This is a genomic window from Cryobacterium sp. 10I5, from assembly GCF_035019865.1.
Classification (GTDB): Bacteria; Actinomycetota; Actinomycetes; order Actinomycetales; family Microbacteriaceae; genus Cryobacterium; species Cryobacterium breve_A.
This window is the reverse complement of the sequence record NZ_JASJVI010000024.1, coordinates 1-12211: the sequence shown is the minus strand read 5'-3', so window position 1 is coordinate 12211 and position 12211 is coordinate 1. Positions and strand designations below refer to the sequence as shown.

Here is a 12211-nt window from a genome sequence, read left to right as displayed (position 1 = left end):
GCGCGCAACTGCGCCAGAGAATGAGAATCGGATACCACGAGGTGCCCCTTTCAAGGCTCCACGCGTATCCGACGTTTGTCAGCAACCCCGGCTGACTCGGGTGGTTCGGGTGGTGATCTGCCGTCTAAATGACGGTGATTCCGGCGCGAACTGGGACACATATTTGAGTTATACCCAAAACATAGCAGATCAAGCAGGTTTCTGCACTGTCGCAACTGCCACCGCGCGGCGACCGTTGATAAACGCATTCACTACAAGGGCGCTGAGGATTATGTGCTCACCGTGCGTCCGGCATCGCACGTGCCAAGACACTTCAGGACGCCTAGCGAGCCAGGCAGGGCCTGGGTGGCAGTCAATTGCCTCGCCATTGATGATGCGAATATCCGGCGCGGGGGTCCGCAAGATGAGGGCGATAATCTTTGGCGGCTCGTCTGCGACCACGGCGAGCAATCGATTGCCTCCACAGCGAACCCACGTAAGTACGGTCCGCCCATCGATCAATTCATCCCAAGCCTTCGGGGCGTCCCGTTTCGTTGAGTCATCCATAATTCGCCTCTCGGGTCTTGTGGTGCCCCGGCCTACTCTCGCAGGCCGGGGCGTTGTCGAGCTTGGGTTAGGCGGTTTCTGCGGTCTTGATCAGTGCAAGTATCAACACGACGACTGACAGCGGGACGGTGCTCATGATTTCCGACACACGGATCGTGTCCCAGTTAGGGTGCGCCTCCATCCACGCCTGCGCGCTCAGCGTGTCCATGCGGTCAGCCATGCTGCGGAGCCAGGCGGGGTATGCCTCATACTTGTCAGCCTCGGCGCGGAAGTCATCGGCGGTCATTTCGCCGTAGCCCTCGTACTGGATATCCCCGACGATCCCGTCTCTGCTCGACCAGATGGTCGCCTCGACGGTGCTTCCGTCAAAAATTTCCTTCACGACCTCGTGCGACCACTTGGTGCTGTCGGCCTCGTTGGGGTCGTGCGTCCACCCGTTGCAGCCCTCGACTCCACACGGTGTGTTCTGGGCATCGGCCCACACTGCGTCGTGAGCGGCTTCGGTGAAGGGCTGGTGGATTAGTGTGTTGCTCATATCGATTTCCTTTTGGTTGTGGATCGGTTGCGGGCCCCTGGACTGCGTAAACAGTCCGGGGGTTCTTTCATAACTACTCGGTGACTAGGACAGCCATTTGATAGTTACGTCATTGGGGTCGAACACTCGAGTGTTCTTCTGTTTGGAAACGGTAACGGTGAGGAGCGAAGTAATCACCTGTCGTTTCTGGGGGAGTCCGAAGCCTGCCCACTTCGCTGCGGTATCGCTCGCAAGCGCAAGATCGGTCATCGTTGAGCCCCCGCGTGCCTTGTCGATTGCGGCCTGCAGTTGGGCGAGCTTGCCTTGAATGATTGCAGACTGTTCTCGTACCGCTGCAGGCCGCATGGTGCCGTCTGCCACAAGCTCGGCTAGGTCATCCCATCGGCGGCGCAGCTCGAGGGCTTCGGCCTCTTGTGGTGCTACGTCCTGGTCTACGCGCATGAGATCGAGCACGTCGGCCTGAGAGAACCGGGCGACGATGACATCCTCCACGAGCCCATCTAAGCGCTCTTGATCGCGCTGCGTGCACCACTTAGCCGTGCAGGCGTAGGCGATGCGTGGGGGGCGGTCTACGCCGTTTCGTGGGTAGTCCGGCCGGGCAAGCATACGACCGCCGCACACTCCGCAGAGGGCCAAGCCCGACAGCAGATACTTGGTCTTGTTGCTCCAGTCGTGGGGGGTCTTTCGGTGCGTTCGGAGCCGCGTGTATTCGTCCCACGTCTTGCGTGTGATGATCGGCTCCCAGTCGCCCTGGGCTACGGCGTCGCCCTTGTACTCACGAATGCCGGCGTAGGCAGGATTTCGGAGCCGGGCGCGTAACGTCGTGATGCTCCAAGGCTTCCCCGTTGTGGTCAATGTCCCTCGTGTGTTCAGGTCGTCCACGATCGAGTAATACGATTCCCCTGCGAGATACCGGGCGTAGGCGTCACGCAACACGACGGCTTCGGGCTCCACGATCTGAACCTTGCCCTCTACGCGCTCATAGCCGTACGGGCGATTCGAGAACTGCCACACGCCAGCATTGGCACGCTGCACGTTCGCGGCGACCTGTCGAGCGCCCTTCTGTTCGACCTCGTAGCGAGCGGCAGCGCCGAGGATTTGCGCCATCATTCGTCCGGCTGCGTTGTTGAGGTCGAGATCCCCGGCCTTGACGGTGAGGATTCGGAGAGCGTGCTTCTCTGCCAGCTCCACAAGCTCCACGAGGTCCCGAACGCGCCGATAGAGGCGGTCGGTGTGCCAGACGATGATGGTCGACACAGTGCCGGCCTTGATCGCTGAGAGCAGTTCCTGGAATCCGGGGCGCGTCCCCTTTGACGCTGACACGTCGTTATCGACGTATTCGTGCGCGATTTCGAGACCAGTTTGGACAGCTAGGGCGCGACATTCAGTGAGTTGGCGCTCTACGGCCGCGCCTGCCCCGTCCCTGTCGAGGGACTGTCTCACGTAGATAATCGTGTTCATGTGGATCACCCTATACCTGATACCGCCGGGCTGGTGATCGTGATCTGGGGTCTCGCCGGGCCGGCGCTGAGCGGAATCTTCCAGCAGGCGATCAACCGTGTGAGCGGACTCTGACAGGGTCCACCCGCCCGACCGCACCCGTCAGACCGTGGACCGGCGAGTGGCGACGGCTGCCGCGCCGCGCAGGAGGCGGCGACCGCGGCTCCTCGCCGGCCGAGTTCGTGCTCGTCGCGGCACTTCTCACGGTGCTGACCCTGACCGTGCTTCAACTCGCCATCGCCCTGCACGTGCGCAACACCGTGCTCGACGCCGCCGCCGAGGGCGCCCGTTACGGGTCGCTCGCCGATACCGGACTCGACGCCGGCGCCGCCCGCACCCGGGACCTGATCACGGTCGCGCTCGGTCCGGCGTTCGCGACGGACGTGACCGCGACCTATGCGAGCGACACCGGCTACCCGACCGTGCGGATGCGCGTGGTCGCCCCGCTCCCGCTTCTTGGCCTGCTCGGCCCTGATCGGAGCCTGGAGGTGGTCGGGCGTGCCGTCGTCGAAGGCTCCGGGTGACAGGGTGCGAGACGGCAGTCGCGGTGTGCCCGACGCACGCGTGGCCAGGGGTCCCGGAGTCCGGGGGCCCGGTGTCCGGGGTCTCAGCTCCGGGGGTCTCAGCCGCTTGATGCCCTTGCACCGCTTGAGCTCCGACAACGGGTCCGCATCCCTCGAGTTCATCACGACCGGCCTGATCCTTCTTGTGCCGCTCGTCTACCTCGTGCTCGCGATGTCCGCGCTGCAGGGTGGCGCGCTCGCCGTGGAGGGCGCCGCCCGGCAGGCCGCCCGCGTCTATGTGCGCGCACCGAGCGAGGCGGTCGGGGAGGAACGGGCGCAGCGGGCGGTGGACGTCGCCCTCGCCGATTACGGCCTTGCGTCCGGGGACGCCCAGGTGACGATCGACTGCGCGTCAGCGGTCGGCGGATGCCTGACCCGCCGCACCGCAGTCACTGTCACCGTGCGCCTGCGGGTGCCCCTGCCCCTCGTGCCGGACGTGCTCGGCCTGGCCGGAACCGCGAGTGTGCCCCTCGAATCGAACGCGACCCAGACAGTGTCCCGTTTCTGGCAGGCCGGTACCGGACCATGACCGTGCGACGAGACCGGTCGCATCAGGCGAGTGACCGTGCCCCTGCCGGTGACCTGACCGCTGACCTGTCGGACGACACCGGTTCCACGCTCCTGCTCACCATCTTCTACGGTTTCCTCGCGCTCGTCGTGATCCTCGTGGTCGTTGCCGCGTCATCCCTCTACCTCGAACGCAAACGCCTGCTCACCCTCGCGGACGGCGCCGCGCTCGCCGCCGCAGAGGCGTACGGCCTCCACGCGGTCACGGTCGCCCCGGATGGCGCGGCGGCCCCGCTGCGCACCGAACTCGATTCCGCAGCGATCCGCACGGCGGCGGACGCCTACCTCGCGGCGGCCCCGCACGCCACCCTCGAGGATCTCGTCGTGACCCGGGCGGCATCCACGGACGGACAGAGTGCGACGGTATCCCTGAGTGCCTACTGGCAGCCACCGGTCCTCACCCTCGTGCTGCCGGCGGGAGTTCCCCTCGAGGTCACGGCCGTCGCCCGCTCGGTCTTCCGGTGACCTCCCGTGCGGGGCTACTCTCCAGAGCGAACCGGGCGAACCGGGAGGACCGACCGGAACCGGGAGGAGTCATGTTCACTGATCGCCGCGACGCCGGTCGCCTGCTCGCCGAGCTCGTCGCCGACCTGGACCTCTCCGACCCCGTCGTGTGTGCGCTGCCCCGCGGGGGAGTGCCGGTCGCCCTCGAGGTGGCCCGGCGCTTGCACGCTCCGCTCGACCTGATTCTCGTGCGCAAGCTCGGTTCACCGGGATTCCCCGAGGTCGCGATGGGTGCCGTCGTGGACGGGGACACCGCCCAGACCATCGTGAACGAGGACGTCTTCGTCGAGACCGGGGCCGACGCCGCGGGCCTCGGCCGGGCCAGGCGCCGGGAGCTGACCGAGCTCGAGCGGCGGCGCGCGGTCTATCTCGGTGACCGTCCCCGGGTGAATCCGGAGGGGCGCGTCGTCGTGGTCGTCGACGACGGGCTCGCCACGGGAGCGACGGCCAAGGCCGCGCTGGCCGCGGTGAAGCGCCAGGGCGCCGCGCGTGTCGTCCTTGCGGTGCCCGTCGCCCCGGCCGAGGTCGTCGAGGAGATGCGCGGGTTCGCCGACGACGTGGTCGTTGTGCAGATCCCGGAGCAATTCTGGGCGATCGGTCAGTTCTACGTCGACTTCCACCAGCTGTCCGATGAGGAAACGGTCGCACTCCTGACCGAGGCGTGGGCCGGGCCGTGAAGCGTCCCGCCACCCGCTAGCCTCGAATGCGAGCGCGATCCGCGCGGCACACAACGCGCACGAGACAGGGGCCCCAGCGTGACGGCGAAATCCGAACGGCTCGCCGGGGCCGGTGCGCAGCTCGTCACCGAGGTCAGCATCAACTACGGTTCCTCGCTCGCCGGACTCGCCATTCCGATCGTCGGTTCCCCCGTCGTCGTCGCGGTCAGGCAGATCGTGATGGCCTGCGCGGTGCTGCCGTTCTACCGCCCGAAACTGGCCAACCTGACCTGGCGGCTGCTCTGGCCCGCGCTCCTCCTCGGGCTCGACCTCGCCGTCATGAATCTCGCCTTCTACGAGGCGGTGCACCTGCTCGGGCTCGGCATCGCCGCTACGATCGAATTTCTCGGCCCGTTCTCCCTCGCCCTCTTCAGCTCGCGGCGACCGCTCGACTTTCTGTGCGCGACGACGGCAGCCGGGGGAGTCTTCCTGCTGACCTGGTCCTCCGGAGAGATCAACCCGCTCGGACTGTTCTACGCCCTCGTCGCCGCGGCGGCGTGGGCCGGCTACATCCTGCTCACCCGCAGGGTCGCCGTGACCTTCCCCGGCCTCGAGGGCATCTCGGTTGCGAGTGTCGTCAGCCTCACCCTGCTCGTGCCGTTCGCGCTCCTCACCGTCGACTATGCCCGCCTCAACTGGGGTGTACTCGGGCTGCTGCTCGCGATCGGGGTGCTCTCCTCGGCCTTTCCCTACGTGCTCGACACCTACATCCTGCGCCGGATCACCCCGCGCCTCTACGCGATCATCACGAGCTTCGGCCCCGTCATCGCGGCGGTCTTCGGCGTGCTCGTGCTCGGCGAGACCTTGATGCTCCAGCAGCAGATCGCGATCGTCGTGGTGTGCGTGGCCGCGGGCGCCGCGATCGCGACCCAGCGCGACCGCCCGATCTCCGACCTGGAGGCGACCGCGGGCGCCATCCCGTAGTCCAGCACCCGCACGAGTATGCGCCCTGCGGCGGCGCCTCGCCAGGCGCCCTCAGCGCGGAGCGACCGGCCGGTTGAGCCGGCATCAGTGGGGCTGAAGCGGATGCTGATCCGAGCGACGCCGTCTCGCGCCAATTCCGCCGTTCCGCGCCACGCGTGCCTGGCGCGGAACGGCGGACAAGGCGCGCGAGGCTGGAACGCGCGGCGATGTTGGTCCCCGGACGCCGAATGCTGCGCCGCTACTCGACGATGATGCCCAGATGCCCGGCCATGATCGGGGCGAGGAGACTCAGCTGGGAATCGTCGATCGTGGCGCCCCGGAGGCCCTCGAGGCCACGGATCACGCTGAAGTCGCTTCCGCGCAGGTCCACGTCCTTGAGAGTGGCCCGAGTCACGTCGAGGGTACCGATCCGGCAGTTCTGCAGTTCGAGGCGCTGCACGGTCGCGCTGCCGAGATCGAGCTCCTCGATGATGCAGTTGCTCAGCAGGACATCGTGCAGCTGGGCGTTCCGCAGGTTGACGAAGTCGAGCTTGCTGCCGTCGAACTGCACAGAACGGAGGCTCGACTCGTACAGTTCGACAGAGCCGAGGCGGGAATGCTCGATCCGCACGTCACGCCAGGCCGAGCGTGGGGCGCTGAAAATGGCCGCGTGAAGTTCGCCAGCGACGCACTCCGACAGGGTTGCGCCGCGCAGATTCGCGTCGTTCAGGGAGACGGTGTGGAATTCGCACTCGCGGAAGGCAACCCCGGTGAGGTCACGTCCATCGAAGTCGCAGTCGGTGAAGCGCTGCGCATCGACGCCGGCGCCTGAGGAGATTTCCGAGCCATCGGCATCCGTGAGGTCGTCGAGGCGGATCGGGTCGAGGAGGGGAGGTTTGGTGCCGGAGCGGGCGCGCGCCACGCTCAGTCCTGTGCCGGGGCTGTGGCTGGGCGCTGAACGGCGGAGGCAGGCTCGGCGGTGACGGGCTCGGCGGCGACGGGCTCGAGGACGAAGACGGGGATGATGCGTTCGGTCTTGACCTGGTAGTCGGCATAGTCGGGGTACGCCGCGACGGCGCGCTCCCACCACGCGGCGCGTTCTTCGCCGGTGACCTCACGGGCGACCATGTCCCATTTCCGGGTGCCGTCCTGCAGCTCGACCTCGGGATGGGCGACGACGTTGGCGTACCAGACCGGGTTGCGCGGTGCGCCGCCGAGGGAGGCGATCGCCGCGTAGCTGCCGTTGTGCTCGACCCGCATCAGCGGGGCCTTGCGGATCTTGCCGGACTTTGCACCGAGCGTTGTCAGCACGATGACGGGCATGCCGCGCATCGTGGTGCCTTGCTGGCCGCCTGAACTCTCATAGAGGGCGACCTGGTCGCGGACCCACTGCTGTGGGCTGGGTTCATATTCTCCGTTGAGGGGCATGACACCATTAAACGTCACTCCACTCGGGAACATTCCGCGTTGGTCATTCCCGGCCGGGCACCGTTCCGGGCGCCGCAGACCCGGGTCCGGGCTTCGTTCCTGGCCGGGGGCGGCGGGGAACGTAGCGTGGGATGTACCGGCCGAGCAGGACGGCGCCGATCAGCCCGAAGACGCCCATCACGCCGCTCGCGAGAGAGATCGACACGATCGTGAGCGCGGCCACGGCGACGGGGGCGACGGCGCTGCCGAAGTCGCCGGTGAACCGCCACGCACCGAGGAAGGGTGCGGGGTTGTCCTTCGGGGCGAGGTCGGCGCCGAGGGTCATCAGGATTCCGCTGCCGATCCCGTTCGCGACCGACAGGAACATCGCGACGCCGATCAGCCACTGCACGTTGGTGGACAGGTCGTGCGTGAACGCGAGCACGAGGAGGCCGAGGCCGAGGCCGATCATCGAGGGGAGTGCACTCCACATCCGGCCGTACCGGTCCATGATCTGGCCGCTGGCATAAAACAGGGCGAAGTCGATTCCGCCGGCGATGCCGATGATCAGGGCGATGTCCGGCTCGCTGATGCCGATACTGACGGCCCAGAGCGGGATGAGCACGGCGCGCGCCGACCGCATCGCTCCGACCAGGCCGGCGCCGGTGCCGAGTCGGAGGAGCACGCCGCGGAAGCTCCAGATGGTCTGGAACAGGCCCTGGCTCTCCTCTTCCGCGAGTTCCTGTCCGGCGGGGCGCACGGTTCCGTCCGGAGCCGTCGCAAGTTCCGGAGTGCCGAAGGTGCTCGCCGGGTCCGGCAGGAGCAGGAGCACGAGGGCGGCGCCGAGGCAGGCGACGACGAACACCCAGAACACGGCCTGGGTACCCCCGGTGAAGCGGATGACGGCGGTCGCGATGAAGGGGCCGACGAACCAGCCGCCGCGGAAGATCCCGCCGAGGGTGGACAGCGCGCGGGCCCGGTAGGCGACCGGCACGTAGCTCGTCATGAAGGCGTGCCTGGCGAGGGAGAAGATCGCCGTCGCGAGGCCGACGACGAAGATCCCGATGCCGAGCACGAGCGGGTTCGGGGCGACCAGGCAGACGAGGATCGCGATGATCGCGAGGAACGAGGCCCAGATCATGGCGTTGCGCTCGCCGATCCGGGAGACGACCCAGCCGCTCGGGATGTCGCCGATGAGCTCGCCGACCATGATCATCGCGGCGATGAACCCGGCCATCGCGAGGGAGGCCCCGAGATTGTTGGCCATGATCGGGATCAGCGGGATGATCGCACCCTCACCGACAGAAAAGAGGAACGTCGGCAGGAACGCGGCAAGGGCCACCGAGCGCAGGCTGAAGGGGCGTTCGGTGCTTGTCATGACTCCTCGATGCTACCCGCGTGCACGGCCGCGGCCCGGCGACACAAGCCGGGGGCCTGTGTCGCCGGGTAGGCTGGGCAACAAATGATTGAGCTGGACATTTCGGAGCAGATCGCCGCATTGCGGGCCACCTTCGGCGACATCCGGGCCGTGATCGACATCGATCAACTGCGCACCGACATCGCCGACCTGAACGACCAGGCCGGCGCCCCCGACCTGTGGGATGACTCGGAGCACGCCCAGAAGGTCACGAGCGACCTCAGCCACCGCCAGTCGGAGCTCGCGCGCATCGAGAGCATCGAATCGCGGCTCGACGACCTCGAGGTCCTTGTCGAGATGGCCAACGACGGCGAGGGCGACGAAGAGTCCGCCGAGGAGGCCACCATCGAGCTCGCGAGCCTGCAGAAGGTCCTCGGCGAGCTCGAGGTGCACACCCTCCTCAACGGCGAATTCGACGAACGACCCGCCGTGATGACCATCCGCTCGGGCGCCGGCGGCGTCGATGCCGCCGACTTCGCCGAGATGCTGATGCGGATGTACCTGCGCTGGGCCGAACAGCACGACTACCCGGTGACGGTGCTGGACGTCGGATACGCGGAAGAGGCCGGCATCAAGTCTGCGACCCTCCAGATCGATTCGCCGTATGCCTTCGGCACCCTGAGCGTCGAGGCCGGCACCCACCGGCTCGTGCGGATGAGCCCGTTCAACTCCGCAGGCAAGCGCCAGACCTCCTTCGCCGCCGTCGAGGTCGTTCCGCTCATCGAGCAGACCGAGTCGATCGAGATTCCCGATACGGACATCCGTGTCGACGTGTTCCGGTCGAGCGGGCCCGGCGGCCAGTCCGTCAACACGACGGACTCCGCCGTGCGGATCACCCACCTCCCGACCGGCACCGTGGTGAGCTGCCAGAACGAGAAGAGCCAGATCCAGAACCGCGCGGCCGCCATGCGGGTGCTGCAGTCCCGTCTGCTGCTCATCCAGCGCGAGCAGGAAGCCGCGACCAAGAAGGAATTCGCCGGCGTCATCACGGCGAGCTGGGGCGACCAGATGCGCAGCTACGTGCTCGCCCCCTATCAAATGGTCAAGGACCTCCGCACGAACTACGAGGTCAACAATCCGACCCAGGTCTTCGACGGGGACCTCGATGGATTCATCGCCGCCGGCATCCGCTGGCGCAAGCAGGCGCCGCAGGACTGAGCTCACTCGCAGAACGGGGCCCAATTCGGGGGTTCCTGCCTGTGAGGACCGGCTCGCCGGTATGTCGAACTGGTAAAACGCAGGATGCCTGCCTAGGCTCAAGGGGCCATGATCCGTTTTGACAGCATCACTAAGAAATATCCGGGAACGACCCGACCGGCCCTCGACGACATCAACGTCGAGGTTCTGCGCGGCGAGTTCGTCTTCCTCGTCGGTGCATCCGGTTCGGGCAAATCAACCTGCCTGCGGCTGATCCTCAAGGAGGACAAACCCACGAGCGGGCGCATCCACGTGCTCGGCCAGGACTTGCGGTCGATCTCAAACCGTAAGGTGCCGTACTTCCGGCGCAACCTCGGGGTCGTCTTCCAGGACTTCCGGCTGCTGCCGAACAAGAGCGTCTTCGAGAACGTCGCCTTCAGCCTCCAGGTGATCGGCAAGTCGCGCGGCTTCATCCAGGAGGCCGTGCCCGACACGCTCAAGATGGTCGGGCTCGCCGAGAAGGCGCTCCGGCTGCCGCACGAACTCTCCGGCGGTGAGCAGCAGCGGGTTGCGATCGCGCGCGCCATCGTCAACAAGCCCCAGGTGCTCCTCGCCGACGAGCCCACCGGAAACCTCGACCCCACCACGAGCGCGGGCATCATGGCCCTGCTCGAGCGCATCAACGCGGGCGGCACGACCGTGGTCATGGCCACGCATGAGGCCGGCATCGTCGACCAGATGCAGCGCAGGGTCATCGAACTCTCCGGCGGCAAGATCGTGCGCGACGAGCGCCAGGGCGGGTACGCGACCGCGGGCATCCCGATCATCCCGCTCGGGGCCGGCCTGCACCGGAAGCCGGCCATCGACCCCCAGCGCACCGTCTCTGCGCTTGCACCGAGTGCGCTGCCGTCGGTCTTCGCCCCGGCGAGCCCGGCGAACCCGACGAACCAGGCGAACCCGATGGCCCCCGCGACTCCCGCCCTCACCCACCCTTCCGCACCCGTGCCCGCACCGCTTGCGCCCGCCGCCGTTCACGTTCCTGCGGCACCCATCACGCCGGTCGTCATCGTCCCCGACGCCCCGGCTCGTGCGGTCTCCCTCGCCGAGACGGGCGCAGAACCTGCGGCGCCGATCGCGCCGCCCGCTTCCATCCCGCGGCCCTTCGGAGAGCAGGCCATGGCCATCGCCGCAGATTCCGGCATGCCCCTTCCGCTGACCTCGGCGGTCTTCGTGCCCGGCCGCGAGCCGCAGGCGGATGCCGCGACCGCGACCCCGGATACCGTCACAGACGATTCCCCCGACGCCGGTGCGAGCGAGCAGCCGACATACATGGCGCGTCCGATGGCGCCCACCCAGGACGACGTGCTCGACCAGCTCACCCTGGCCGAGAGGCTGGGGCTTCGTGCTCCCGGCGAGAAACCAGACCAGACCGGCGAACAGAATGTGGGACCCACCCGATGAGACTCGGACTGGTGCTCTCCGAAGCTGCCAATGGCCTGCGTCGCAACGCCTCGATGGTTGTCTCTGTCGTGCTCGTGACCTTCATCTCGCTGACCTTCGTCGGCGCTGCGATCCTGATGCAGATGCAGATCGGCCAGATGAAGAACTTCTGGTACGACCGCGCCCAGGTCGGAATCTACATGTGCACGGCAATCTCACCGGGGGAGACCTGCACCGGGGGAGAGGCGAGCCAGGACCAGATCGACGCCGTCAAAGCGCAGCTCGAGTCGCCGACGCTCTCGCCCTTCGTGGACAAGTACTACTTCGAGACGCATGAGCAGGCGTTCGAGAACTTCAAGAAACAGTTCGCCGGCAACCCCGTCGCCGACTATGTGACTCCCGACCAGCTCAACCAGACCTTCTGGGTGAACCTCAAGGACCCGTCCCAATCGGATGTGCTCGTGGAGAGCCTGTCCGGCGTGGCCGGGGTCGAGAACGTCGCGGACCAGCGCAAGTATCTCGACCAGATCTTCTCCGTGCTCAACGCGGCCAGTTACACGGCGATCGGTATCGCCTCGCTCATGCTCGTGGCGGCTGCGCTGCTGATCGCCACCACCATCCGCCTGTCGGCGTTCTCGAGGCGGCGCGAGCTCGGCATCATGAGACTCGTCGGCGCGTCGAACCGGTTCATCCAGACACCGTTCATCCTCGAGGGCGTCTTCGCCGCTCTCCTCGGGTCGCTCCTGGCGGGTGGTGCGGTCCTTGCCCTGGTGCAATGGTTCGTGCAGGGCTTCCTCGGTTCCCGGCTGACGGGCTTCTCGCTCGTGGGCATGCAGGATGCGCTCCTCGTCGTGCCGATCCTGCTCGTGGTGGGCGCGGTGCTCGCGGCGTTCTCCGCGAACTTCGCCATCACCCGCTACCTGAAGGTCTAGCCGTTCGTCCGAGCGGCTCGAGGCCGAGCGCTAGACTGGTGGGC

The 12211-nt window shown here is 67.0% G+C and carries 13 protein-coding genes; 8 read left to right on the top strand and 5 right to left on the bottom strand.

Annotated elements, in window-relative coordinates; all coding sequences use genetic code 11:
* Window positions 1-613 precede the first annotated feature (613 nt).
* Both QN350_RS08530 and QN350_RS08525 read right to left on the bottom strand, forming a co-directional pair.
* Window positions 614-1081, bottom strand: a complete 468-nt coding sequence (locus QN350_RS08530; RefSeq protein ID WP_323516113.1) for a hypothetical protein — start codon at window positions 1079-1081, stop codon at window positions 614-616.
* An 84-nt stretch (window positions 1082-1165) separates the two neighbouring features.
* Window positions 1166-2542, bottom strand: coding sequence for a recombinase family protein (locus QN350_RS08525; protein ID WP_323516111.1), 1377 nt, complete (start codon window positions 2540-2542; stop codon window positions 1166-1168).
* A 170-nt stretch (window positions 2543-2712) separates the two neighbouring features.
* Here QN350_RS08525 and QN350_RS08520 point away from each other — a divergent pair, with 170 nt between their 5' ends.
* From QN350_RS08520 to QN350_RS08500, 5 genes are all read left to right on the top strand, one after another.
* Window positions 2713-3105, top strand: a complete 393-nt coding sequence (locus QN350_RS08520) for a TadE/TadG family type IV pilus assembly protein (protein WP_281536076.1) — start codon at window positions 2713-2715, stop codon at window positions 3103-3105.
* A gap of 124 nt (window positions 3106-3229) precedes the next feature.
* Window positions 3230-3673, top strand: a complete 444-nt coding sequence (locus QN350_RS08515) for a hypothetical protein (RefSeq protein ID WP_322137498.1) — start codon at window positions 3230-3232, stop codon at window positions 3671-3673.
* Complete coding sequence (locus tag QN350_RS08510) at window positions 3670-4176, top strand: pilus assembly protein TadG-related protein (RefSeq protein WP_322137497.1); 507 nt, start codon at window positions 3670-3672, stop codon at window positions 4174-4176. Before QN350_RS08515 ends, QN350_RS08510 begins: the two co-directional genes overlap by 4 nt.
* A 71-nt stretch (window positions 4177-4247) precedes the next feature.
* A complete protein-coding gene (locus tag QN350_RS08505) occupies window positions 4248-4892 on the top strand; it encodes a phosphoribosyltransferase (protein ID WP_322137496.1) in 645 nt (214 codons plus the stop codon).
* Between the two features lie 78 nt (window positions 4893-4970).
* Entirely contained in the window at window positions 4971-5855 is an 885-nt protein-coding gene (locus QN350_RS08500) for an EamA family transporter (RefSeq protein WP_322137495.1), read from the top strand.
* A gap of 238 nt (window positions 5856-6093) precedes the next feature.
* Here QN350_RS08500 and QN350_RS08495 read toward each other — a convergent pair whose 3' ends face one another.
* The 3 genes from QN350_RS08495 to QN350_RS08485 are packed head-to-tail and all read right to left on the bottom strand — an operon-like array spanning window position 6094 to window position 8619.
* Complete coding sequence (locus QN350_RS08495) at window positions 6094-6756, bottom strand: pentapeptide repeat-containing protein (RefSeq protein WP_322137494.1); 663 nt, start codon at window positions 6754-6756, stop codon at window positions 6094-6096.
* A gap of 2 nt (window positions 6757-6758) precedes the next feature.
* On the bottom strand, window positions 6759-7262 hold the full coding sequence (locus tag QN350_RS08490) for a nitroreductase family deazaflavin-dependent oxidoreductase (protein ID WP_281535406.1): 504 nt from the start codon (window positions 7260-7262) through the stop codon (window positions 6759-6761).
* Between the two features lie 43 nt (window positions 7263-7305).
* A complete protein-coding gene (locus QN350_RS08485) occupies window positions 7306-8619 on the bottom strand; it encodes an MFS transporter (protein WP_322137493.1) in 1314 nt (437 codons plus the stop codon).
* Between the two features lie 84 nt (window positions 8620-8703).
* Here QN350_RS08485 and prfB point away from each other — a divergent pair, with 84 nt between their 5' ends.
* The 3 genes from prfB (at window position 8704) to ftsX (ending at window position 12167) form a co-directional block, all read left to right on the top strand.
* A complete protein-coding gene (gene prfB, locus QN350_RS08480) occupies window positions 8704-9816 on the top strand; it encodes a peptide chain release factor 2 (protein WP_281535404.1) in 1113 nt (370 codons plus the stop codon).
* A gap of 108 nt (window positions 9817-9924) precedes the next feature.
* Window positions 9925-11256 carry a cell division ATP-binding protein FtsE gene (gene ftsE, locus QN350_RS08475; RefSeq protein ID WP_323516109.1) on the top strand — a complete coding sequence of 444 codons (1332 nt, stop codon included), beginning with the start codon at window positions 9925-9927 and terminating at the stop codon, window positions 11254-11256.
* On the top strand, window positions 11253-12167 hold the full coding sequence (gene ftsX, locus QN350_RS08470) for a permease-like cell division protein FtsX (RefSeq protein WP_322137491.1): 915 nt from the start codon (window positions 11253-11255) through the stop codon (window positions 12165-12167). The genes ftsE and ftsX overlap by 4 nt, the downstream gene beginning before the upstream one ends.
* Window positions 12168-12211: the final 44 nt, after the last annotated feature.

What these genes read in the sequence shown, in the direction of transcription:
- QN350_RS08530 (WP_323516113.1), bottom strand. Translation starts at nt 1,081, where the DNA reads ATGAGCAACACACTAATCCACCAGCCCTTCACCGAAGCCGCTCACGAC.
- QN350_RS08525 (WP_323516111.1), bottom strand. Translation starts at nt 2,542, where the DNA reads ATGAACACGATTATCTACGTGAGACAGTCCCTCGACAGGGACGGGGCA.
- QN350_RS08510 (WP_322137497.1), top strand. Translation starts at nt 3,670, where the DNA reads ATGACCGTGCGACGAGACCGGTCGCATCAGGCGAGTGACCGTGCCCCT.
- QN350_RS08505 (WP_322137496.1), top strand. Translation starts at nt 4,248, where the DNA reads ATGTTCACTGATCGCCGCGACGCCGGTCGCCTGCTCGCCGAGCTCGTC.
- QN350_RS08490 (WP_281535406.1), bottom strand. Translation starts at nt 7,262, where the DNA reads ATGCCCCTCAACGGAGAATATGAACCCAGCCCACAGCAGTGGGTCCGC.
- QN350_RS08485 (WP_322137493.1), bottom strand. Translation starts at nt 8,619, where the DNA reads ATGACAAGCACCGAACGCCCCTTCAGCCTGCGCTCGGTGGCCCTTGCC.
- prfB (WP_281535404.1), top strand. Translation starts at nt 8,704, where the DNA reads ATGATTGAGCTGGACATTTCGGAGCAGATCGCCGCATTGCGGGCCACC.
- ftsE (WP_323516109.1), top strand. Translation starts at nt 9,925, where the DNA reads ATGATCCGTTTTGACAGCATCACTAAGAAATATCCGGGAACGACCCGA.
- ftsX (WP_322137491.1), top strand. Translation starts at nt 11,253, where the DNA reads ATGAGACTCGGACTGGTGCTCTCCGAAGCTGCCAATGGCCTGCGTCGC.